The sequence below is a fragment of the Planococcus koreensis genome, from assembly GCF_004761975.1.
Classification (GTDB): Bacteria; Bacillota; Bacilli; order Bacillales_A; family Planococcaceae; genus Planococcus; species Planococcus koreensis.
In genome coordinates, this window is sequence record NZ_RQII01000010.1 from 14,760 (window position 1) to 37,804 (window position 23,045).

Consider the following 23,045-nt stretch of genomic DNA (forward strand, 5'->3'; position numbering starts at 1 on the left):
GATAATTTCAGTATATAATATGTTTCCATTCTAAACCCGTAATCCCCCTCTGTATAAGGAACTAGGGCTTAGAGCCGATTTTCTCTTGAGTCCAATGGCTTAGAGGCGCAAGTAATTTCGATTTTTTGTTAAGATGAACATAATTCGAAGAATAGAAAGGAATGGTCGAGATGGTGAAAAAATATGATATCGCAATAATTGGAGCGGGTGCAGCAGGGCTAACGGCCGCTTTTACCGGAACCGGATTTTCAAAAAGTGTTGTGCTCATCGATAAGAACTTGCCGGGCGGAGAATGCACGTGGTCAGGCTGTATTCCGAGCAAATCGCTGATCAATACGGCAAAAGAAATCCATCACGCCAAAAAATACAGCCCAAATCTGGAAATCGACACAGCTGTCGTGTTGAAAGACATCCAGGACGTCATCCAAAAAGTCTATGCCGGCGAATCCCCTGAAGTATTGAAAGAGTCAGGCATCGATTTTATCAACGGCTACGCAAAATTCATCGGACCGCATTTATTGGAAGTGGACGGCGAGCGCATCGAAGCGAAAAAAGTCATCTTGTCTACTGGATCGTCGCCAATGGTACCGCCGATTGACGGCTTGGACAAGGTATCTTATTTAACGAATGAAACCCTCTTCACTTTGAAATCTTTCCCGAAAACAATGACGATTCTCGGAGGCGGGGCAATCGGCGTGGAATTGAGCCAAGCCTTGAACCGCATCGGCGTCAAAGTGACGCTTGTGGAGAAATTCGAGCGCATTTTGCCAAAAGACGAAGAAGAACTGGTATTGATGATCCAGCAGCGCTTGATCGAAGAAGGCGTTACGATCCATACCGGCGCGACTGCAGTCAAAGCGGAACAAAAAGGCGGCCAGATCGATTTGGAAATTGAAAAAGACGGCAGCAAAAAGATGGTTACGAGTGAAGGGCTGTTGGTCGCGCTGGGGCGTGAAGCGAATGTCAAAGGCTACGGTTTGGAACAAGCAGGCGTGGAATTCACGAAGAAAAGCATCACGGTCGACAATCATTTGGAAACCACGGCGAAAGGTGTCTACGCAATCGGAGATGTCGTCGGACCTTACCAATTGTCGCACATGGCGAATGCACAAGGCATCACCGCTGCGCAAAATGCGATTTTGCCGATCAATAAAAAAATGGATTACGAGCATGTCACGTGGTGTACATACACGGATCCTGAACTCGGTCGCTCGGGAATGTCTGAAAAAGAAGCGCGTGAGAAATACGGCGATTCCATCCGCATCTACGAACACGATTATGCGGATTTGGACCGTGCCAATACAAAGAAAGACAGCATCGGCAAAGTGAAAATCATTCTGGATAAAAAGGGCTTTATTTTAGGGGCGAGCATCTTGGGAGACCGCGCCGGTGAAATCATAAGCCAAATCCAGACCATCAAATCGCTGCACATCAATATGGGCAAATTATCCGGTGTCATTCATCCTTATCCGACGTACAGTGAAGTGTTGGTGAAAATCGGCAAGAAGGTATACGTCGATAATTTATTGAACCAGCCGATTGTCAAGACTTTCAATCAGGCAAAAGCCGGGGAACTTCCAGCAGGGAAAATTGCGGCGTACGGTGCTGTCGCTGCAGCAGGAATCGGCATTGCCGATATGGCAGTCAAAAACAATATCAAACCGAAACTGGGCGTGGAAAATGGGCGATTGAAACCGATGCCGTCGACGCCGAATGCGGTATCATCGCAATCCCATGACAAAGACAAATATGTGCCGGCATGGCCATATAACGGCAGCAGAAGCGAAGCGAAAAAGAACGTCATCGGCATGCTGAAAGGCTACGAAGGCGTTACGATTCTGCAGGTGGAAGACAATTACGTCTATGCGGTTGCAAAATCGAAAAAGATGCATTTCAAGGACGACATCGAATTTTACTTTAACGATGCAGCACAGCACATCGAATTCCGTTCAGCGTCACGGGTCGGCTATTCAGACGCAGGCGTCAACCGCAAACGCTATGAAAAAATGAGAAACCGCTATTTCGGCATTTCGACTCATAGCCGCAACTCATGAGCAAACAAACCGTTCGCCGATTCGGGAAATGGCTGCTGCTTGCTCTTGCCATCGGCATAGCCATTTGGATCAGCCGCTCTGTTTTTCAAATTGATGCGAATAGCATTCGCAAATGGATTTTGTCGTTCGGCATTTGGGCACCCATTATCTACATCATCATTTACACGGTGAGGCCGCTGATCTTTTTTCCAGCCTCGGTATTATCCATTGCCGGAGGCTTGGCGTTTGGGGCATGGCTCGGCACACTTTACACCATCATCGGTGCAACATTGGGTGCCTTGCTGTCGTTTACTGTTGCAAAAACGTTGGGTACCCGCTTGATGAGTGGAAAATGGACCGGCAATGCTGGCAAAATCCAATCCCAGATGGAACACAACGGTTTTTTCTACGTGCTGCTGTTCCGGTTGATTCCGGTCATTAATTTTGATTTGATCAGCTATATGGCGGCACTGGCGAAAGTCCGTTTCGGTTCATTTGCACTGGCGACCTTGATCGGCATCATTCCAGGAACGTTTGCGTATAATTTCCTGGGAAGCAGTTTTGTCAGCGGCAACCCGCAAATCATCCTTTTGGCTGTCGTGGTCTTCATCGTCTTAACGGTTGTGCCAATTGTCATCCGCAATCGCTGGAGCAAAAAGCAGTCACCGGATGCATAACAAGAAGTTTATCAATGGATTTAGGAAGTGGAGAAAATGAAGAAATTTACACTCTTAACCTCTGGAATACTGGCACTGGGGTTGGCTGCTTGCTCTCAGAACGCTGAAAAAGGGTCTCAGGATAACTCTGGAAACTTGCTGGCGAGCGATTGGCAGGAAGTGTCGGACGCTGCGGCTGGGCAGGAAGTCAATATGTATATGTGGGGCGGCAACGACAACATCAACCGCTACCTGGACGAATGGGTTGCGCCGCGCATGAAAGAAGAACATGGCATCGAGCTGACTCGGGTGCCGATGAACGATGCACAGGACATCATCAATCAATTGCTTGATGAAAAGTCGGTCGGCAAAACCGATGGCAGCATGGATATCGTTTGGATCAACGGCGAAAACTTCAAAGCAGCGAAAGACAACGGTCTACTGTGGGGCGACTTCAGCGGACAATTGCCGAATTTCACGGATTATATCGATGCGGATGCTCCTGAAATCGCAGAAGATTTCGGGGAGCCGGTAGACGGCTTGGAAGCACCGTGGGGCCAAGCGCAATTCGTTTTGGTGCATGATGAAAACAAATCGCCGAATCCGCCGAAATCAATGGAGGAACTGGCCTCTTGGGTAAAAGAAAATCCGGGGCAATTCACTTATCCGGCGCCGCCTGACTTTACGGGCAGTGCGTTCATCCGCCACGTCTTATATGAAACGACAGGCGGCCATGAACAATACCAGCAGCCTGCTGCTGAAATCAATGATCTCGAAGCGCGCTTCGAACCGATGTGGCAATACTTGAACGAAATTGAACCCTTTTTATGGCGTGAAGGGCAAACTTACCCAGAAAGCCTGACCAAACAAGACCAATTGTTTGCGAGTGGAGAAGTCGGACTGACGATGAGCTACGATCCGGCTCTGGCAGCCAGTGAAGTGCTGAAAGGCCGATTCCCGGAATCGACCCGGACATTCTTGCTCGACGGGGGAACGCTTGCCAATACCCATTTCCTATCGATTCCATTCAACTCATCCGATAAGGCGGGGGCCATGGTCACAATCAACGAATTGCTGTCGCCGGCAGCGCAGACCGCGAAACTGTCTCCTGAAAATTGGGGTGATTTATCGGCGCTCGATTTGGAAAAGTTATCTCCCGAACAGCGCCAGGCCATGACCGATGTGGATTTGGGCAACGCGACACTGCCTTTGGAAGAGCTGGAAGCGAATCGCTTGCCGGAATTATCAGCGGACTACATTGAAATCATCGAAAAAGGGTGGATGGAACATGTTGCAAAAGAGTAAACCGTATCTTTTGCTGCTGCCCGCCACCGCCACGATTGTCCTCCTGTTTTTTGGGGGACTTTTTGATGGGCTGCTGAAAAGCCTGGGGTACTTTCCGGCAATCGGAAAAATGGAGCTGGACCTTACCGCTTATACTGGATTGCTGGGTTCAAGCGATTTCTGGGAGTCGCTCGCCCTGACCACAAGAGTGGCAGCCTTGTCTTCCTTGATTGCATCAATACTTGGCGGCATCATTGCGATTTCCTTGTTTATGCTCAGCGAGTCCGCGAAATCGGGGGCTCCGCGATTTTGGCAGCGCTTGTTTCAGCTGCCGCTGACCATTCCGCATCTTGTCGGCGGCTATATCATCGTCCTGTTGTTCATGCAAAGCGGTTTTTTATCGAAGATTCTGGCCACAGCGGGAGTGATTGATGATATCTCGGATTTCCCGGTGTTGGTCAATGATCCGTTCGGCTGGGGCATCATCATGGCATATGCCTGGAAAGAGGCTCCTTTTGTGTCGTTGATGATTTATCCAGTCTTGACGCGCATCCACAGCTCCTGGCGCGACGTGTCCAGGGTTTTTGGCGCAAAAGGCTGGCAATTCATCCGGGAAATCGTCCTGCCGATTATTTTTCCTGCATGGACCATAGCAGCTTTTATCGTCTTTGTCTTTACATTTTCTGCGTTCGAAGTGCCTTATTTGCTTGGCGTCACTTATCCAAGCATGCTGCCGGTTTATTCGTATCAGCTTTACACGAGCGGTACATTGGCTGATCGACCGGAAGCGTTAGCCGTCAACATTATCCTGGCAGCTTTGACCATTCTTCTCGGTCTGGCCGTTTATTTTTTCAGCAAGCGCTGGAATGTCTTAAAGGGGTGGAATTGATGGAGCGACGCTCGAATCTGATCAGATTGTTTTTCTTCTCTATCGTCTTCCTTGTCATCGTATTTCCATTCCTCCCATTGCTTTTGTCGAGCGTATCGTTTGGCTGGCAATGGCCGAATGTCTTGCCTGAGTCCTACAGTTTCCGAGCTTGGGAATATGTGCTGGCCGGCAGCTCGGGCACCTGGCCGGCAGTGGGAGCCAGTCTGCTGATTGCTGGCATTGTCACTGCGGTGAACATCTTGCTGGCCGTGCCGGCTGCCAATGCTTTGTCGCGCAATAAATTCACCGGCAAATGGCTGGCAGAAGCCATCATTTTTGCTCCGATTGTCATTCCGCCATTTGTTGCCGTCATGGGTATTCATTTGACGTTTTTGCGCCTCGGATTGACTGAGACGATATTCGGTGTTGTTTTGGCCCACCTTTCGCCAACATTGCCTTATATGGTGCGTGCCGTCATGATCAGCTATAATACCTTATCCGTCGATTGGGAAGACCAGGCACGTATGCTGGGCGCCGGCCCGTTTTCCCGTTTTTTCCACGTCGTGCTGCCGCATTTAATGCCGGGCATCGCAGCGGGTGCGAGTTTGAGCATCCTGATTTCCTTGAGTCAATATTTAATCACATTTCTGATTGGTTCGGGTCAAGTCGTGACATTGCCGATCCTGCTGTTTCCGTTCATTAGCGGCGGAGATCCTGCCATTGCGTCCGCCTATTCGCTGTTGTTTGCGGGAATGGCCATCTTGACATTGCTGGTGATGGACGTATCATTAAAGAACTATTATAAAAACAAAAAAGCCTCAACGGTTAAAGGCCAGCAGAGAGGGGTGGAAATGTGAACGATTTGCGCATCATCAATATAAAAAAGCAGTTTAAACAAACTGAGCGAAGAGGCGATCCGGCGTTTTCTCTTCAACCAATCCAGTTGACAATCCGCGAAGGTGAATTTTTCTCGCTGCTTGGCCCATCCGGCTGTGGCAAGACGACGCTGCTGAAATTAGTTGCCGGGTTGCTGCAGGCTGACAGCGGCGAAATCTGGGTAGGGGACACCAATCTCACGAAGGTCCCGTCTGAATCCAGAAAGTTCGCGATGGTTTTTCAGCAATCGCTGCTGTTTCCGCATATGTCAGTAGAAGACAATGTGGCATTCGGTCTGAAGATGCAGAAAGTCGGCAAAAAACAGCGGCTCGATAAAGCCCGTGCGATGCTCGAAAGAGTCGGCTTGGCTGGCTACGGCAGCCGTCTGCCGGACGAATTGAGCGGCGGCCAGCAGCAGCGCGTGGCGCTAGCAAGAGCGCTCGTTGCCAATCCCCGTGTCTTGCTGATGGATGAACCGTTCAGTGCATTGGACCCGATCCTGCGGGAAGAAATGAGGGAGCTGCTGGGCCGGATCCAAAAAGAGTTCCGCGTCACCGTGCTGTTCGTCACGCACGACCGGGAAGAAGCGTTCTATTTATCGGACCGGATCGGCATCATGAACGAAGGGGAATTGCTGCAGGTGGGAAATGCCCGGGACTTATATGAACGCCCGGCCAGCACAACAGCGGCTACATTCCTGGGGTTGAAAAACATCATTGAAGGAACAGTCAGCGACGGCCGTTTTTCTTCGATAGGCGGCAATTTTGAATTTGCTGTAAATGACCGCTTTCAAGCCGGACAGGGCTTTTTGGTTCTGCGTCCGGAAGCGGTTGAACTTATGCCTAATGCTTCTCTGCCGCCAAAGGGCTCGCTGCATGTCAGTGGAGTCATCCAGCAGCTGCGGTTCAAGCACGGATTTTATCTATGCAAAGTACAAGTGGGCGACGAGCAGCTGGAATGTGTATTTTCCAGCCGGCAACGGGAAAACGCCACCGCCGGTCAAAAGGTTGATTTAATGGTTGACTTGAAAGATGTTTGGATAGTGGAGAAATAAGCGGTTTATTGAAGAAACAAGTTCGGTAAATCGATGAATGCAAGATCCGCATATGGAAGCGCTGGAAAAGCGTCTGCCATTCGCGGATTTTTTAGTTTCCGGTTATGAAGTTTGCAATCCCCACAATCGCAAACATAGCTCCGCTCACAATCACTCCGCCGGCAAGGAAATAACAAAACAAATTCAGAATATCAAAAATCGCTCCAGCTAAATCATCGATGAAACTTTTCATGGGCAGGACCTCTTTTCTTTATGATAGGTATCGTATTTCTGCTTTTACTTTCATTCAATATACCTTTACTAATAAAAATCGTTTTGCTAATTATACATTTTTGGGGTAAATTGGAATATAGAGAAAGAAGTTAAAGTTAGGTTTAAACTTGTTTAATGTGTTTTGAAAGATTTCATTACAGATTTTATAACTAGTACACATAGAAAAAGGGGGGGAATTTAAATATGGGTTTCCACATCCGAGACATGGATAAGAAAGATATAAAAGCAGTTCAAAATGTAGCAAGGGAAAGTTGGAAATCCACTTATAACGGAATCATCCCAATGGAAATTCAAGAAACTTTTTTAGGAAGCGCTTATAGCGATAGCATGATGCACAAACGCTTGGAAGTTTCTTCTCTTTACGTGGCCGAAGTGAGCGGGGAAGTTGTAGGATTTGCGAACTTCTCAACGGTGAAACAAGGAAACATTGCTGAATTGGGTGCGATTTATCTCCTTTCAGAATATCAAGGAGAAGGTATCGGTACAGCTCTTCTTCGAGAGGGCATCAAGAATTTAAATGGAGCCCAATCACTTATAGCAGATGTGGAAAAAGAAAATAAATCTGGATTAACCTTCTATAAGGCCAAAGGCTTTCATATTCATTCTGAGTTCAATGACAATCTGGATGGGCTTATTACAAAAATGGCCAGAATGGTCTTGCCTATTCAGTAGACGTAATATTTTTGGATAAGCAATCGGATTTTGAAAGCAAAAAGAAGAGGCGTCCAACACGGCGCCTCTTCTTTTTAACATCTGGACATCAAATTAAATTGGTTCTGCTTCGAAGGAGTCATCACTGATTTCGCCGACAATCTCTTCCAAAATATCCTCCATGGTTACAAGGCCGACAGTCGAAAGGCCATCTTTGCTTGTGACAACTGCCATGTGAGTTCGGCTTTGCTGCATTTTTGTTAAAACTTTTTGTATCGGAGTCGTTTCAGTAAAACGGGGCATTGCGTGTATAAATGTTTCAGGTTCCTGTGTTCGCCCCGCAGCCATGCTGGTCAACACTTCTTTCGTGTTGATGAAGCCGATTAATGTATCTTTATTGCCGCCTTCGGTAACCGGATAACGCGTATATTCGTGTTCATCCAATGCTGCAAAGAATTCTGAATGAGATAAAGCTTTATCGACCGTCACAATTTTATTGCGCGGAATCATGATATTTTTAACAACGCGGTCATCAAAAGCGAAAATGTTTTTTAAATACGTCAATTCAGTTTGGTTGATTTCACCGCTTTGGAAGCTTTCAGCCATGATCAACTTTAGCTCTTCCTCTGAATGGGCTTCTTCATGTCCAGCAGGCTCCACTTTGAACAATCTTAAAAACAAACGGGCTGAGCCGTTCAACACCCATATAAAAGGGCTCATGATTCTGCCGAACCAGTAAAGGGGAGGGGCCAATAGCAAAGTCATCCGTTCTGCATATTGGATGGCCAAGGTTTTTGGCGCAAGCTCTCCAATGACAACGTGCAGGAACGTGACGATGCTGAGTGCTATGGCGTAAGAAAGAGCTGTAGCTAAAGCTTCCGGTACTGCAAAGTATTCGAATGCCGGATGCAGCAGCCGCTCTACTGTAGGTTCACCTAGCGCCCCGAGTATTAAAGCCGTTACGGTAATCCCGAGCTGGCAGGCGGATAAGTAATAATCCAGTTCGTTCGCTACTTTTTTAGCAAGAATCGCTTTTTTATTGCCTTCTGAAATCAGCTGGTCGATTCTGGACATCCGCACTTTCAAAATGGCGAATTCACCGCCGACAAAAAGCGCTGTTCCAAGGATCATCAATACGATGAGCAGTAAGTTGATTATTATTTGTCCATCCAATATGGTTCCCCCGATATGGGGGATTCACCTCCGTTGAATAATGAAAACTGATTGCTGTCACACTCTATTATTTTGAAATTTGCTCAAATTCCACTTGTTTGATTTGCTGGTGATCCATTTCAGTGACCGTCCAAAGTGTAGTGCCCATCGCCAATGTTTGGCCGATATGAGCCTCTCCTACACTCTTAAAGTGGATCCATCCACCGATTGTATCAATGTCTTCGCCTTCTTCAAAAGTTAAGCCGAAACGTTCCTCTAAATCTCTTAAAAGTACGCGTCCGTTAATCGAATAGCGGTTTTCGCTGATTTTGCTGATTTCGGGCTGTTCATCCGCATCAAATTCGTCGCGGATCTCGCCGACGATTTCTTCCAGAATATCTTCCATTGTAATCATGCCGGCGGTGCCGCCGTATTCATCCGCCACAAGCGCGATATGGACGCGGGAATTCTGCATGCGGAGGAGGGCATCTTGCAGGCCAGTCATTTCAAAGACGGTCGGCAATTCCAAAACGAAATTCTCAAGTTGCCATTCACGGCCGGCGACAATATGCGGAAGCATTTTCTTTGCACTGACAAACCCAAGAATGCGGTCTTTGTCGCCTTCTTCCGTTACGGGGTAACGGGTATAATTGTTTTCATCCAAAAGCGCTATGATTTCGTCAAGTGGCATATCTTTGTCCAGCGTAACCAGTTCAGTCCGCGGCACCATGATATTTTTTGCAACACGTTCATCAAACGTAAAGACATTTTCCATATAGGAAAGTTCGGTTTCGTTGATCGCGCCGCCTTCTGAACTTTGCGCCATGACAATTTTCAGTTCTTCTTCAGAATAAGCTTGTTCGTGGCCAGCTGGCTGAACGCCGAACATGCGCAATAAAACTCGGGCTGCCCCGTTCAATAACCAAATAAATGGCTTCATAATCTTTCCGAACCAGTAAAGGTAAGGCGCAAGCAGCAACGACATTTTTTCAGCGTATTCAATCGCCAATGTTTTAGGAGCCATCTCGCCAAGTACAACGTGGAGATAGGTGACAAGCATAAACGCGATTGCGTAGGAAGAGGCAGATGCTATTGCATCCGAAACAGCGAAAAAGTCGAATATCGGATACATCAAGCGTTCGACTGTCGGCTTTCCGAGCGCCCCGAGCCCAAGTGCTGTTACGGTAATGCCCAGCTGGCAGGCAGACAAGTAGTAGTCCAAATTGCCCGCTACTTTTTTGGCCATTACCGCTTTCTTGTTTCCTTCTGCAATCAATTGATCAAGGCGCGACATTCTGATTTTGACGACTGCAAACTCGGATCCGACGAAAAAGGCTGTTAAACCGAGTAATACGACCAATAACCCTAAATTCAGTACCGTAATTATATCCACTTATGTTCCCTGTAAAAGGGATTCACCTCCAAGTTTAGTTACAGCAAAGCCAATAAGGACGCGATGGCGACCATCTTGCTTTCAAGTGCTTTGCTTATTTGCACCTTTACATGTGCAGGTGCATCTTTTAATTGTTCTTCCAAGCGGGTGATCTTTTTTTGAAGGCAATTGAATTCCTCGAATACATCTTCGACCAAAACAGCTGTCTCTGACTGCGAGCTTGAATCAAGTGCCTCTTTGATTTCCGCAATGGACAAGCGTTGGTTTTTCAATAACTGGATCCGTTCGAGCGTTTGCAAGACGGAATCCGGGTATAACCGATAATTGGCAGCTGACCGTTCAAAATCCAAAAGCCCCGAACTTGTGTAATAATCGATCGTTCTGACAGATACACCACTTAATTTTGCGACTTCGCCAATTTTCATTAAGCCCTTCCCAATGCAAACGCCTCCTTTTTTGTTAAGAGTATCCTACCATAAAGGATTTCTAACCATACAGTAGAACGTATTGGTTTTGCCTGGGATTTTGTATTTCCATTAATGATTGCCATTAATTCGACAAAGTTTTGTTCTGTACGAATTTATAGTGAGATGTTATACTATTCTTACAACTAAACAGACTTTGACTTTATGTCGAAGGGGAGTAGCTATAGGGAAACCTATTTCACAATCGTCATTACATGGTTCGTAGCCATCGGTTGTGATAGCAAAAATTTTGCTTAGCGAGACCTTTGCCTTTAATTAGGCAAGGGTCTTTTTTGTTGTAATAAAGTAAAAGGGGGATAAAAATTGGAAGCGATTTTATTGGAGTATTTATGGGTGTTGTTGGTGCTGGTTGCACTGGAAGGGTTATTGGCTGCAGATAATGCGGTCGTCATGGCGGTCATGGTCAAGCATTTGCCGCAAGAACAACAGAAGAAAGCTTTGTTTTATGGATTGATGGGGGCATTCGTTTTCCGTTTTGCTGCATTGTTCATGATTACGCTTCTGGTGGATGTCTGGCAGATCCAGGCTTTGGGAGCGGCGTATCTCTTGTTCATCGCCTTTAAGCACATTTACGACCAGCGCAAAGGGAAGGAACATTCCCTCGAGCCCGAAGCAACGAAAGGTTCCGGCTTTTGGATGACCGTCTTGAAAGTGGAATTGGCCGATATTGCCTTTGCGATCGACTCCATGCTGGCTGCAGTGGCGTTGGCTATTACGCTGCCGCATCTGGGGAATGCAGAAATTGGCGGAATCAACGGTGGACAATTCGGCGTTATGATTATCGGTGGATTAGTCGGAATCATCATCATGCGATTTGCCGCCCATAAATTCGTCAAGTTGCTGGGAAATTATCCGCAATTGGAAACAACCGCATTTGTAATCGTTGGCTGGGTCGGCGTCAAGCTATTGGTTCTCACACTGGCGCATAAAGACTTAGGAATCCTGCCTTATGACTTCGCCCATTCTACGGAATGGAAACTGATTTTCTGGTCTATTCTTCTGGGAATTGTGGCTGTAGGGGCATGGATCAGCGTCAAGAAAAAGAAAGCGCAAGAAATCTAAAGGCGCTTATCCTTTTTCGCCATATAAACCAAAAAAAGAAGAAACTCATTAACGAGTTTCTTCTTTTTTTATTGCTCGAAAAGCAGGATGCATTTTTCATTCACTTTCTTTTTCTGTCCATCGCTTCAGCGACTTGTGAAGAATTTGCATTTTCTTCTTTCTTCAAGTGGTCGATGATGTTCCGATAATCCGTTTCGTTGCGGTTTTGGCTCATCTTGAAGGCGGCCTGGACTTCCGTCACGTGAATCTTGAAACCGACTATTCCCTTCAGCTCTTTTTCGAGCATTTCTGAAGACAGTGTCTCCCATAAAACAGGATGTTCACGGTGTTGTTCGTATTTCTGCATCAACTTCGTCAAGTCGGCTTTTAATTCGGCTTCGTCTAGAAGTCTCGCTGCACCATATAAATGAACAGCTTGGTAATTCCATGTTGGTACATTTTCCTTTTCATACCACGAAGAAGAAATATAGGCATGCGGGCCTTGAAACGTAATAAGCACATCACCGCATGTATCGAATGTCCGCCATTGGGGATTTCCAAAAGCCATATGCCCGGTGATGAAATAATCATCTTCTTCTTTTACCAATTGAAGCGGCAAATGCGTCGCAATGGGTTTGCCATTCTTTGTGGTGATCAATGTACCGAATGAATTTGTGTGGATGAATTCCTGGATTTCTTCCAGGTCTGCAACTTTGAAATGTTTAGGAATATACAAAAAAATCCGCCTCTCAAGAATTATTAGAGTGTTTTGGTCATAATCAAGTCCACTTGCTCGTCATCGCCCATAAAGAACGAGTGCGAACCCGTTTGGACAAATCCTTTTTTCTGATAAAATGCAATGGCGTTGGTGTTGTCTTCCCACACGCCCAGCCAGATCGCCTGTTTCTTCTCGTCTAGCGCAATCTCAAATGCTTTATTCAACAGCGCTTTGCCAAGGCCATGCTTTTGGTAATGCTGTTTTACGTAAATCCGTTCGACTTCCAGCGAGCCGCTGCCCATTGCTTCGGTCTGCGCTTTATCCATATTGACTTTCAAGTACCCAGCGATTTCTTGCTCCCAATAAACGAAAAAGAAATGCGAAGACGGATTCGCAAGCTCCTGTTTCAATGCCTCCAAGTTATAAGCCTTTTCCAAATAGGCATTCAGGTGCTCTGGGGAATTATGCTCTTTGAATGTTTCCGTGAATGTTTCAACACTGATTCTTTGGAGTTCACTGGCATTCTCCAAATTGCATTTTTTAATCGTCATCACTGGAGTCGCTCCTTTAAGAAATTAATAGTTTCGCTTATGGCCTTTCTTTACAAATTCCCAATCTTTTTCGACGTTTTTTCGGATGCTCTGCAAAAGCTGGAATGCCGCATCTGTTTCTTCTTGTGAAAAACCTTTCAAAGCCATTTGTTCCGAATATTCATTTTCACTTTTAATAAATGGATAGACCGTTTTCCCTTTTTCAGTGGGGAAGAGGCGTTTGATTTTTTTATTGGTCAGATCGCTTTTCTTCTCGATAAATCCACTCGCTTCAAGTTTTTGAAGGGCACGCGTGGCAGTGGAGCGATCCACCTTGATCAAATCGATCAATTGTTCTTGGATGATTCCTGGATTTTCAAAAATCCTCACGATATATAAATACTGCCCTTTCGTCAAGTCGAATTCTTTGAACTCTATGTTGCTGATGGAATCCAAGGCTCTGGCGATCATGCCGATTTCCCGCAGAATTTCTTTCATCGTATGCTCCTTTTTTGTTGTAAATGCAATAAATGCTTAATTCAGTATAAAAAATAATCGTTGCATTTGCAACAAAAATTTTCGTATGAAGAATTTGGGTATTATAGTGTAAACTTAATGGATAGATTCATATTCAGTTTTTAATTGAAAGGGCGGGGAAACGATGGAGTGTGAAACGGTCATGCAAGAGCTGGAGGCGCTCGGCAAAGAGCGGACGAAAAAAATCTACCTGTCCAATGGCGCGCAGGAGCCGCTTTTCGGCGTCGCGACCGGGGCGATGAAGCCCTTATCAAAAAAGATAAAAATCGACCAGGCATTGGCGGATGAATTATACGCCACTGGAAATTATGATGCCATGTACTTTGCCGGCATTATCGCTGATCCGAAATCCATGGATGAAGCTGATTATGAGCGCTGGATGGAAACGGCTTATTTCTATATGATTTCCGACTATATTGTGGCTGTCACGTTAGCGGAATCGGATCTTGCACAAAGCATTTCGGACAAATGGATCGCAAGCGGTGAGGAACTGAAGATGTCAGCCGGCTGGAGTTGTTATTGCTGGATGCTGGGCAACCGCAAAGACGAAGAATTTTCGGAAAGAAAAATTGCCGATATGCTCGATTTTGTGAAAAGCACCATACACGATTCGCCGGAACGCACGAAATCGGCGATGAACAATTTCCTTTATACGGTAGGAACTTCTTATTTGCCGCTGCACGAAAAAGCGCTGGAGACAGCGGCCCAAGTGGGGCTGGTCGAATTGAAGAAAGACGGTAAAAAAAGCAGTTTCCTGAATGCGTTGGAAAGCATTGAAAAAGTGAAAACAAGAAACAGAATTGGATTTAAACGGAAGTATGTCAGGTGTTAACGTAATTGCTGCACCAGCATACTGGACAGGAGAGGATGGAAATGGGCAGCGGACATAACCATTCCCATGGCAAAAACAAACGGACGCTGAAAATTGCGTTTGCGATTACAGCAGCCTATATGATCATTGAATTTATTGGCGGTTATTTGACGAATAGCCTGGCATTGATTGCAGATGCGGGCCATATGCTGAGCGATTCCGTGTCACTCGGCGTCGGGGTCCTGGCCTTCACGCTTGGTGAAAAAGCGGCAAATCGCTTCAAAACATATGGCTATAAGCGTTTTGAAATACTTGCGGCAGTTTTCAACGGAGTGACGCTAGTGCTTGTCGCAGTTTACATTTTTTACGAAGCGTACCATCGTTTCGCTGATCCCGTGGAAGTGAAATCGCTGGGGATGCTGACGATTGCTGTAATCGGGCTGCTCGTCAATCTCCTGGTAGCGTGGATTATGATGCGGGGCGGCGACACCAAAGAGAATCTGAATGTGCGCGCAGCATTTTTGCACGTGCTAAGCGATTTGTTGGGGTCCGTCGGTGCGATCATTGCGGCTTTGCTGATTTTCTTCTTTGGCTGGAATTTTGCCGATCCGTTGATGAGCGTCGTCGTTGCGGTGCTCGTGTTGACAAGCGGCTGGCGGGTCACTAAAGAGGCGATCCACGTCCTGATGGAAGGGACGCCGCGCAACGTCGACCTAGACGAAGTGGTCGGTGCCATCAAAAACATCAATGGCGTGGTCGACATTCATGATCTGCATGTCTGGAGTATAACGAGCGGCCAAAATTCTTTATCGGGGCATGTCGTCATTGAAGAAGGCACGACATTTGAAGAATGCCAGCAGCTTTTGCGCCGGATTGAAGCAATTTTGGCAGATCTGAAAATTGGCCACGTTACGATCCAGATGGAAAACAAAGAACATCCACACGACAACAACCTCATCAGCCCGATGCACGAAGAAGACGGCGGACATGAACATCATAAACAGTAGAAAAACTGCCCGGCACGCCTTTTATTGGGGTGCCGGGCAGTTTTTTTGATGGTTCGTGTTGTTGCAAGTAAAAGATGATTTGCCGCAAGTAAACAGCCGTTTAGTGCAAGCAATTTACGAATTTCTGCAAGTAAATCCGAAATGGCGCAAGTAAACGGCGGTAAATCGCTTTTCGCCTGCGAAAAGCTTCCGGTAGACACTTAAATCTGCCAACTTTAAAGGCAAAACACCTTATGAATAAAATCCCTTATAAATTTTGGCGATTTTTTGATCAAATTCATCGATATGGACAAAGCGTGCTTCCCGTAAGATTTCTTTGCCGTCAGAAAACAGAATCAGTACGGGTGCTGTAAAAATCGATAAATGGCCAGCAAGTTCTGAAATGTCAGCCGCGTTGACTTGCCGTGTTTGGATGTTCGGATATTCCGCGAACACTTCTTCTATTTGCGGAAGAAGCGCATGGCATACGCCGCAACCTGTTGTCAGCACGTAAAGGAAATTGAGGTCAGGTGATGCTTCAAATAATTTCACTTCGTCCATTGTTGCCAATTGCTGCACAAAAACCACTCCTTTTGATTTCATCTATTGTTCTTCAATACCCTGTCTGTCAGTGCATAAAGCAGAGTTTTCATGCTTGTCATGAGATTGCAGGCAGATTTCACCCATATTAAATAATGGCATTAACTGATTATGCAAGAGTAGATAAGGTATATTGACGGTGTACGGAATAAGTAATTGAAGGGGGAAGGAATTAATGAAAACTTCACTTTTGAAAATTACCGCACCTGCATTAGCCATCAGTTTGGTGTTTGCAGCGCCTGCTGCATTCGCGGGAAACGAAGATGGCAGCCATGAAAGTTCAGTATCCATTAAAGAACAAACACAAATTGAAAAAGCTTTGGAACCGATTGAAAACAATGTTTTTGGAGTTAACGATGAAACAACGGCGATCACCGGGCACTTGAAATCTAAAAATACGATTACATTGGAAGAATACCGTTATTATGACCAGCGACTGTCTTCATTAGTAAATCGTTTAGGGGAAGCCAGACAGGATATCACGATCGTTTCCAGTCAGTACGGTGATGGCTCACTGCATGTGGCTGGGATAGGTGTAGCGATAGCAGCGTCCCTGGACGTTGCATTAGACACGAGGGAACAGCTCGAAGCGGTCAACATTCAAGCGGAAACGCCGTAATGCCAAAGAACGAGTAGAAAAGCTGCCTGCGGATAGTCTGAAAATGACTTTGCAGGCAGCTTTTTATTTTATTTAGCGGAGCGGTGTTTTGTGATTACCCACCCCAAAAGCGTAGCCGCGAGCAACAACGCCAGTATGAGGTATTGATAAAAAGCCGGAACCAGTTGCGTAAAGCCGTAAACTGCCCCTACTTCGAAAGCGACAGCCGGAATCTTGCCGATTGTGCTCGCCAACAAAAAGTGGGAAGAGCGGACCGGAGTGGCAGAAGCGGCAGCTGTCACAAGGCCTGAGGGTACAAATGGCAGGAGCCGAAGAGCGATGATGCCGAAAAAGATTTGGCTGGCATTCCGGCTGTGCAAATAACGCCACAGCCGATGCCGCCGCCACTCGTCTTTCATCTTTGAAAAACCAAAGCGGTATAAATGGAAGCCGATCCAAACGCCGAACACTTCGCCGATCAGCGAAAGCAGCAGTCCAGCGCCGAGGCCGTACAAGGAAATATTGAGGGCGGTCATAAAAACGCTGGGAATAAAGCCGATCGCCCCAATCAGCAGATTGCCGGCGATCATTGCGAGTAATTGTACAATGAACAATAAATCCATTTACACGTTACTCCCGATGTTCCTGGTAACGGTCTTGCTTCGTCAGTTTCTTGGCGCGTTGAATCTGCTCAGCTGAAACAGAAGTGTCGTACGCAGCGAGCGTTTCACGGAGCTGATCCGCAGAGCTTGCACCCGCAATGACCGAAGCGACAGTCGGATTGGCCAACACGCTGTGCACAGCCAATGCATTCAAATTGCCGTGGATTTCCATCAAACCTTGCAGTGCCGCTTTCAGCTCAGCATCGTCATAAGTCAGGTAACCTTTGCCATCAGCGGCGCGTTTCAAGCCGCTGTTCGTCAACAAGCCTCTTGCCAATGAGCCGCGCGTCACGACGGAACGGCCGGCTGAACCGATTTCTTCCAGGAATTCTTCCGGGCGGCGATCCAGCAGACTGTACTGCATCATAATAGAAGCAATGTCGCTGTCCGCCAAAAAGCGTTTGATGACATTCGGTCGAATGGAAGAAATGCCGTATGCCCGGATCAATCCTTCTTTTTTCAAGCTTTCGAATGCATCGATCGTTTCTTCGCTATTGTCGGTCATCATGCCTCCGTGCAGCTGGTAGACGTCAATGTAATCCGTTTGCAGGCGCTTCAAGCTATTGTGGACTTGTTTCAAGATATAAGGTTTCGTCGCATTCCACTTTACTTCATCCGAATGGGCGTCCCATTCATTACCAACTTTCGTCGCGAGGACGATATCCTTCCGGCTGCCTTTCAGCAATTCACCGACAAGCTCTTCGTTTTTTCCTTTATTGTATAAATCCGCCGTATCGAAATAATTGATGCCGTGTTCCAGTGCTTCGCGCACAATCGCTTTCGCTTCCGGAAGGTCGAAAGGCAAGGACATGCAGCCCAAGCCGATCTCGCTGATTTCAATCCCACTATTTCCTAAATCATTCTTTTTCATGCAGCCACCTCGTTTAGTATGTCGTTTCTCTTATGGTATACTTTGCGATAGAGAAATAACAAACGAAAAGAGGTTTCCCATGAAAAAGTTTGAAGAAAAAACCATCACTTCGGAACGCATCTACGAAGGGAAAGTCATTAACCTGAAAGTCGATGAAGTTTCATTGCCGAATGGCCATACATCCAAGCGTGAATTGGTGGAACATCCGGGAGCCGTTGCGTTGATCGCCTTAACGCCTGAAGGCAAACTGATCCTGGTCGAACAATACCGCAAAGCGCTTGAACGTTCGATTATTGAGATACCTGCTGGCAAAATCGAAAAAGGCGAAGAGCCTTCCTATACAGCCATGCGTGAATTGGAAGAAGAAACAGGCTACACGGCAGAGCGGCTTGAGTTGATCCAATCGTTCTCCACTTCGCCAGGCTTCGCAGACGAAATCATCCATGTCTATGGTGCAATCGGCTTGAAAAAATCCGAATCCGGCGCAATATTGGACGAAGACGAATTTGTCGATTTGCTCGAAGTCACGATTGAAGAAGCGGAACAAATGATGAAAGACAACCGGATCTTTGATGCGAAAACTGCTTTTGCTGTCCTGTGGGCAAAACAACATCTAGTAAATGAGAATAGCCAAGCCCTTAGATTATAATCATTATAAATAAAGAATGATTATATTCCTTGTAAATGAGAACCGTCTTTTGATATAATAAAGGCAGTTTAGGGAGGGCGTCGCATGGAAACTAGAATTGACCGTATTAAAAAACAATTGCATGCTGCCAGTTACAAACTGACGCCACAGCGTGAAGCGACCGTCCGAATCCTGTTAGACCACGAAGAAGACCATCTCAGTGCGGAAGACGTCTACCTGTTGGTAAAAGACATCGCACCGGAAATCGGATTGGCGACTGTGTATCGGACATTGGAATTATTGACTGAATTGAAAATTGTCGACAAAATCAACTTTGGTGATGGCGTATCACGCTATGATCTGCGCCAAGAAGGCGCAGCCCATTTCCATCACCATTTGGTATGCATAGAGTGTGGAGCAGTAGACGAAATACAGGAAGACCTGCTAGAAGATGTGGAAGCCGTCGTAGAAAAACGGTTCAACTTTCAAATTAAAGACCACCGTCTTACTTTTCATGGCATCTGCTGGCGCTGCCATGACCGCAGCTCACAAGATGCATCCGAATGACTGGTGAGAAAAGGAAGGACGGCCCTGATAGGCCGCCCTTCCTTTTTCTATTCTTAAAAGGTTAATAACAGATACTCCGCAAAATAGCACCGCTTTCCTGCGGGCTTGCGCCGAACTAACTCGTGCTAACGCCCGAGTGGATTTCGGCACTGCGCTATCCCGCGGGAGTCGGAGCTATTTTGCTCCATATCTGAAGAACCGAAAAAAACTTCAGAAAGTAAATCTTTCTTGTTCTTTGGTAAAAATAATGATTTTTAATTTAGAATTATCCTTTGAATGAAGCGCAAGGCGGCGACTCCAGCGGGCAAAGCCTGAGCTGAAGGCCCCGCAGGAGCGTTAGCGACGAGGAGACTGAAGCCAGGCCCGCGGAACGCGTCCGCCTGAAGCGAAATGAAAAGATATTTTAAACATCCATACACTAAACCAACTGGAGGGATTCATGTGAAATACGCCAAAGATGCTTTAGACGACTACCTGCATTTCCTGCGGGTGGAACGGCAGCTTGCCGATAACACCTTAACGTCCTATGAAAGGGACTTGAAAAGCTATCTCCAGTATTTGAAAGAAGTCGAGCAACTGGAATCTCTCAGAAAAGTGGAACGCGTACATATCCTGAATCACTTGCGCCATCTCAAAGAAACGACCAAAACTTCCCGGACTGTGGCGCGCCACATTTCCTCAATCCGCTCGTTCCACCAATTCCTGATCCGTGAGCGGGTTGTCGACAATGACCCGACCGTCCATTTGGAAATGCCGCAAATGGAGAAGAAGCTCCCGAATATCCTTTCTATAGAAGAAGTCGATGCATTGATCCAAGCGCCCGATGCCAGTAAACCTAATGGGGTGCGCGACCGGGCCATGCTTGAGCTCTTGTATGCAAGCGGTATGCGCGTCAGTGAATGCATCAATCTCGATGTTGAAGATATCAATTTGACGATGGGCTTTGTCCGCTGTTTCGGCAAAGGCGGCAAAGAACGCATCATTCCGCTCGGAAAATCCGCACTTTCAGCTTGTGAGGAATACTTATCGAGCGCTCGCGGGGCATTGTTGAAAGAAGGCGAAAAAACCGATTCGCTGTTCATCAATCAACGCGGAAAACGCCTGACACGCCAAGGCTGCTGGAAATTGCTGAAGCAGCATGCCCAAAAAGCAGGCATCCAGAAAGAATTGACGCCGCATACGCTGCGCCATTCGTTCGCGACGCATTTGATCGAGAACGGGGCAGACCTGCGGGCGGTCCAGGAAATGCTCGGGCACGCCGATATTTCCACCACGCAGATCTACACGCATGTCAGCAAAACACGCTTAAAGGATGTATATTCACAATTTCATCCGCGTGCTTAAAAATAAAAGAGGTCTGACTTCTGACGTGACCTCTTTTTATGGTAATATAGAATCGTAAATAAGGAGGAAGACAAATGACGAATAAACCTTTTGAACGAATTCACCTTGTAGTACTGGACTCAGTGGGAATCGGTGAAGCACCGGACGCTGAAGCATACGGAGACAAAGGATCAAATACATTAGGCCATATTGCAGAAGCAGTTGGCGGGCTTTCTATGCCGAACATGGAGAAGCTTGGGCTTGCAAACATCGTTCCTGTGAAAGGGCTTACGCCAGCGGAAAAGCCTGCGGCGCATTTCGGTAAATTGCAGGAAGCTTCTGTCGGAAAAGATACGATGACCGGGCATTGGGAAATCATGGGACTCAATATTGATACACCATTCAAAGTGTATCCAGATGGCTTCCCAGCGGAATTGATTCAGCAGCTGGAAGAAAAAACTGGCCGCAAAGTCATTGGCAATAAGCCGGCAAGCGGAACTGAAATTTTGGACGAACTCGGAGAAGAACATATGGAGACAGGCTCAATCATCGTTTATACTTCTGCCGACCCGGTTCTCCAAATTGCAGCGCACGAAGAAATCATTCCACTTGAAGAGCTTTACCGTATCTGTGAAATCGCACGTGAATTGACGCTGTCTCCTGAATTCCTGGTAGGCCGCATTATTGCGCGCCCGTTCCTAGGCAAAAAAGGAGCTTTCAAACGGACAACAAATCGTCATGACTATGCCTTGAAACCATTTGGCCGTACCGTCATGAACGAATTGAAAGACATCGGCAAAGACGTGATCGCCATCGGCAAAATTGATGATATTTTCAATGGCGAAGGCGTGACGAAAGCGGTCCGCACTAAAGACAATATGGATGGCATGGACAAATTGGTGGAAGTTGCCGGTGAATCGTTTACAGGCATGAGCTTTTTGAACCTAGTTGATTTTGATGCGCTATTCGGCCACAGACGCGATCCGAAAGGCTATGCAGAAGCGCTGGAAGCGTTCGACCGCAGGCTGCCGGAAGTGCTTGAACAGATGAATGAAGATGATCTACTGATCATCACTGCTGACCACGGCAACGATCCAACATTCCCAGGCACTGACCATACTCGTGAATTTGTGCCGTTGCTTGCATTTTCACCACGTTTTGAAGGCGGCAAAGAATTGGCGCTTGGCAAGACCTTTGCTGATATTGGCGCGACAATCGCTGATAATTTCTCAGCACCTATGCCGGAATTCGGCACGAGCATCCTAACGAATTTAAAATAAGAAAGGCGGGGAACAAGTCATGAGAATGGTGGATTTGATCGAGAAGAAAAGAGACGGCTTGGAACTGACGACTGAAGAAATTCAGTTTATCATCACGGGCTATACAAAAGGTGAAATAGCCGATTACCAAATGAGTGCATTTCTGATGGCGGTTTATTTCCAGAACATGACGGAACGCGAACGCGCAGATTTGACGATGGCGATGGCGAATTCAGGCGACCAAATCGATTTGTCTGCAATCGAAGGCATCAAAGTCGATAAGCATTCGACTGGCGGTGTTGGCGATACGACGACGTTGGTCCTTGGGCCACTCGTTGCAGCTTGCGGCGTACCGGTTGCGAAAATGAGCGGGCGCGGCCTTGGCCACACGGGCGGTACAATCGACAAGCTGGAAGCCATCGAAGGCTTCCACGTTGAATTGACGACTGAAGAATTCATCAAACAAGTCAACGACATTAAATTGGCGGTCATCGGCCAAAGCGGCAACTTGACGCCAGCCGATAAAAAACTATACGCACTGCGCGACGTGACGGCGACGGTCAATAGCATCCCATTGATCGCAAGTTCGATCATGAGCAAAAAAATTGCAGCTGGCGCAAACGCCATCGTCTTGGACGTGAAAATCGGCGAAGGCGCATTCATGAAAACGGAAGAAGATGCAAAAGAGTTGGCGCATGCCATGGTAGGCATCGGGAATTCGACCGGCCGTAAAACAATGGCAATCATCTCTGACATGGGCCAGCCACTTGGCTTCGCCATCGGCAATGCGCTGGAAGTAAAAGAAGCGATTGAAACCTTGCAAGGCAACGGACCGGAAGATTTGACGGAATTATGCTTGGTTCTCGGCAGCCAAATGGTCGTTGTCGGCGGCAAAGCGGAGACGCTTGAAGAAGCACGTGCGATGCTCGAAGAAGTGATCGCGAACGGCAAAGCGCTCGAAGTCATGAAGCAATTCATCGCGGCTCAAGGCGGAAACCCTGCAGTTGTCGACGATGTCAGCTTATTGCCTCAAGCGAAATTCACAAAAGAAGTCCCTTCACCAAAAGAGGGCTATATTTCCTTTATGGAAGCGGACGAAATCGGTACAGCAGCGATGGTGCTTGGTGCTGGGCGAGCGACGAAAGAATCGGAAATCGATTTAGCAGTCGGCATTGTGCTTCATAAAAAA

The 23,045-nt window shown here is 46.8% G+C and carries 26 protein-coding genes; 16 read left to right on the forward strand and 10 right to left on the reverse strand.

From position 1 onward, the window contains the following. Positions 1-170 precede the first annotated feature (170 nt). Genes EGV91_RS01775 through EGV91_RS01800 form a run of 6 tightly spaced genes read left to right on the forward strand, consistent with a single transcriptional unit; the run spans position 171 to position 6,771 of the window. The gene (locus EGV91_RS01775) at positions 171-2,054 is read left to right on the forward strand and encodes an FAD-dependent oxidoreductase (protein ID WP_135500466.1); all 1,884 of its coding nucleotides are present in this window, start codon (positions 171-173) and stop codon (positions 2,052-2,054) included. Continuing rightward, the gene (locus EGV91_RS01780) at positions 2,051-2,710 is read left to right on the forward strand and encodes a TVP38/TMEM64 family protein (protein ID WP_135500467.1); all 660 of its coding nucleotides are present in this window, start codon (positions 2,051-2,053) and stop codon (positions 2,708-2,710) included. The genes EGV91_RS01775 and EGV91_RS01780 overlap by 4 nt, the downstream gene beginning before the upstream one ends. Positions 2,711-2,746: 36 nt before the next feature. Next, positions 2,747-3,994: an ABC transporter substrate-binding protein gene (locus EGV91_RS01785; RefSeq protein ID WP_135500468.1), complete on the forward strand. Its 1,248-nt coding sequence runs from the start codon at positions 2,747-2,749 to the stop codon at positions 3,992-3,994. After that, complete coding sequence (locus tag EGV91_RS01790) at positions 3,978-4,862, forward strand: ABC transporter permease (protein WP_135500469.1); 885 nt, start codon at positions 3,978-3,980, stop codon at positions 4,860-4,862. Before EGV91_RS01785 ends, EGV91_RS01790 begins: the two co-directional genes overlap by 17 nt. Further along, on the forward strand, positions 4,862-5,698 hold the full coding sequence (locus EGV91_RS01795) for an ABC transporter permease (protein ID WP_135500470.1): 837 nt from the start codon (positions 4,862-4,864) through the stop codon (positions 5,696-5,698). The genes EGV91_RS01790 and EGV91_RS01795 overlap by 1 nt, the downstream gene beginning before the upstream one ends. Beyond that, positions 5,695-6,771 (forward strand): ABC transporter ATP-binding protein, encoded by a 1,077-nt coding sequence (locus EGV91_RS01800; RefSeq protein WP_135500471.1) that lies wholly within the window; start codon positions 5,695-5,697, stop codon positions 6,769-6,771. Before EGV91_RS01795 ends, EGV91_RS01800 begins: the two co-directional genes overlap by 4 nt. 91 nt (positions 6,772-6,862) lie before the next feature. Here EGV91_RS01800 and EGV91_RS17195 read toward each other — a convergent pair whose 3' ends face one another. Beyond that, positions 6,863-7,003 carry a hypothetical protein gene (locus tag EGV91_RS17195; RefSeq protein ID WP_175580253.1) on the reverse strand — a complete coding sequence of 47 codons (141 nt, stop codon included), beginning with the start codon at positions 7,001-7,003 and terminating at the stop codon, positions 6,863-6,865. Between the two features lie 224 nt (positions 7,004-7,227). Between EGV91_RS17195 and EGV91_RS01805 the strand changes: the two genes are divergently transcribed. Further along, a complete protein-coding gene (locus EGV91_RS01805; RefSeq protein WP_135500472.1) occupies positions 7,228-7,716 on the forward strand; it encodes a GNAT family N-acetyltransferase in 489 nt (162 codons plus the stop codon). Positions 7,717-7,809: 93 nt separating this feature from the next. On the opposite strand, the gene EGV91_RS01810 is transcribed toward EGV91_RS01805, so the two are convergent. The 3 genes from EGV91_RS01810 to EGV91_RS01820 form a co-directional block, all read right to left on the reverse strand. After that, positions 7,810-8,868: a hemolysin family protein gene (locus tag EGV91_RS01810; protein WP_135500473.1), complete on the reverse strand. Its 1,059-nt coding sequence runs from the start codon at positions 8,866-8,868 to the stop codon at positions 7,810-7,812. A gap of 67 nt (positions 8,869-8,935) precedes the next feature. Then, positions 8,936-10,240 (reverse strand): hemolysin family protein, encoded by a 1,305-nt coding sequence (locus tag EGV91_RS01815; RefSeq protein ID WP_135500474.1) that lies wholly within the window; start codon positions 10,238-10,240, stop codon positions 8,936-8,938. A 38-nt stretch (positions 10,241-10,278) separates the two neighbouring features. Beyond that, on the reverse strand, positions 10,279-10,665 hold the full coding sequence (locus EGV91_RS01820; RefSeq protein ID WP_135500475.1) for a MerR family transcriptional regulator: 387 nt from the start codon (positions 10,663-10,665) through the stop codon (positions 10,279-10,281). A 363-nt stretch (positions 10,666-11,028) separates the two neighbouring features. Between EGV91_RS01820 and EGV91_RS01825 the strand changes: the two genes are divergently transcribed. Then, positions 11,029-11,787: a TerC family protein gene (locus tag EGV91_RS01825; RefSeq protein WP_135500476.1), complete on the forward strand. Its 759-nt coding sequence runs from the start codon at positions 11,029-11,031 to the stop codon at positions 11,785-11,787. A 100-nt stretch (positions 11,788-11,887) separates the two neighbouring features. On the opposite strand, the gene EGV91_RS01830 is transcribed toward EGV91_RS01825, so the two are convergent. The 3 genes from EGV91_RS01830 to EGV91_RS01840 are packed head-to-tail and all read right to left on the reverse strand — an operon-like array spanning position 11,888 to position 13,512. Beyond that, positions 11,888-12,502, reverse strand: coding sequence for an FMN-binding negative transcriptional regulator (locus EGV91_RS01830; RefSeq protein ID WP_135500477.1), 615 nt, complete (start codon positions 12,500-12,502; stop codon positions 11,888-11,890). Positions 12,503-12,525: 23 nt separating this feature from the next. Next, positions 12,526-13,035, reverse strand: a complete 510-nt coding sequence (gene paiA, locus EGV91_RS01835) for a spermidine/spermine N(1)-acetyltransferase (RefSeq protein ID WP_135500491.1) — start codon at positions 13,033-13,035, stop codon at positions 12,526-12,528. A 24-nt stretch (positions 13,036-13,059) separates the two neighbouring features. Continuing rightward, complete coding sequence (locus tag EGV91_RS01840; RefSeq protein WP_135500478.1) at positions 13,060-13,512, reverse strand: MarR family winged helix-turn-helix transcriptional regulator; 453 nt, start codon at positions 13,510-13,512, stop codon at positions 13,060-13,062. A 163-nt stretch (positions 13,513-13,675) separates the two neighbouring features. On the opposite strand from EGV91_RS01840, the gene EGV91_RS01845 reads away from it, so the two are divergent. Both EGV91_RS01845 and EGV91_RS01850 read left to right on the forward strand, forming a co-directional pair. After that, positions 13,676-14,383 (forward strand): DNA alkylation repair protein, encoded by a 708-nt coding sequence (locus tag EGV91_RS01845; protein WP_135500479.1) that lies wholly within the window; start codon positions 13,676-13,678, stop codon positions 14,381-14,383. Between the two features lie 41 nt (positions 14,384-14,424). Continuing rightward, positions 14,425-15,369, forward strand: coding sequence for a cation diffusion facilitator family transporter (locus EGV91_RS01850; protein ID WP_135500480.1), 945 nt, complete (start codon positions 14,425-14,427; stop codon positions 15,367-15,369). Between the two features lie 231 nt (positions 15,370-15,600). On the opposite strand, the gene EGV91_RS01855 is transcribed toward EGV91_RS01850, so the two are convergent. Beyond that, positions 15,601-15,951, reverse strand: a complete 351-nt coding sequence (locus EGV91_RS01855; protein ID WP_135500481.1) for a thioredoxin family protein — start codon at positions 15,949-15,951, stop codon at positions 15,601-15,603. A gap of 172 nt (positions 15,952-16,123) precedes the next feature. Here EGV91_RS01855 and EGV91_RS01860 point away from each other — a divergent pair, with 172 nt between their 5' ends. After that, entirely contained in the window at positions 16,124-16,567 is a 444-nt protein-coding gene (locus tag EGV91_RS01860) for a hypothetical protein (protein WP_135500482.1), read from the forward strand. Between the two features lie 68 nt (positions 16,568-16,635). On the opposite strand, the gene EGV91_RS01865 is transcribed toward EGV91_RS01860, so the two are convergent. Beyond that, positions 16,636-17,169, reverse strand: a complete 534-nt coding sequence (locus tag EGV91_RS01865) for a VTT domain-containing protein (protein ID WP_241666086.1) — start codon at positions 17,167-17,169, stop codon at positions 16,636-16,638. A 7-nt stretch (positions 17,170-17,176) separates the two neighbouring features. Beyond that, the gene (locus tag EGV91_RS01870) at positions 17,177-18,079 is read right to left on the reverse strand and encodes an aldo/keto reductase (protein WP_135500483.1); all 903 of its coding nucleotides are present in this window, start codon (positions 18,077-18,079) and stop codon (positions 17,177-17,179) included. A 79-nt stretch (positions 18,080-18,158) separates the two neighbouring features. Between EGV91_RS01870 and EGV91_RS01875 the strand changes: the two genes are divergently transcribed. From EGV91_RS01875 to EGV91_RS01895, 5 genes are all read left to right on the forward strand, one after another. After that, positions 18,159-18,728 carry an NUDIX domain-containing protein gene (locus EGV91_RS01875; RefSeq protein ID WP_135500484.1) on the forward strand — a complete coding sequence of 190 codons (570 nt, stop codon included), beginning with the start codon at positions 18,159-18,161 and terminating at the stop codon, positions 18,726-18,728. Positions 18,729-18,812: 84 nt separating this feature from the next. Further along, positions 18,813-19,274, forward strand: coding sequence for a ferric iron uptake transcriptional regulator (gene fur, locus EGV91_RS01880; protein WP_135500485.1), 462 nt, complete (start codon positions 18,813-18,815; stop codon positions 19,272-19,274). Between the two features lie 441 nt (positions 19,275-19,715). After that, positions 19,716-20,618, forward strand: a complete 903-nt coding sequence (xerD, locus tag EGV91_RS01885; protein WP_135500486.1) for a site-specific tyrosine recombinase XerD — start codon at positions 19,716-19,718, stop codon at positions 20,616-20,618. 74 nt (positions 20,619-20,692) lie between these two features. Continuing rightward, complete coding sequence (gene deoB / locus EGV91_RS01890; protein WP_135500487.1) at positions 20,693-21,877, forward strand: phosphopentomutase; 1,185 nt, start codon at positions 20,693-20,695, stop codon at positions 21,875-21,877. Positions 21,878-21,896: 19 nt separating this feature from the next. Then, the coding region (locus EGV91_RS01895) for a pyrimidine-nucleoside phosphorylase (RefSeq protein WP_135500488.1) at positions 21,897-23,045 on the forward strand (1,149 nt) is incomplete at its 3' end.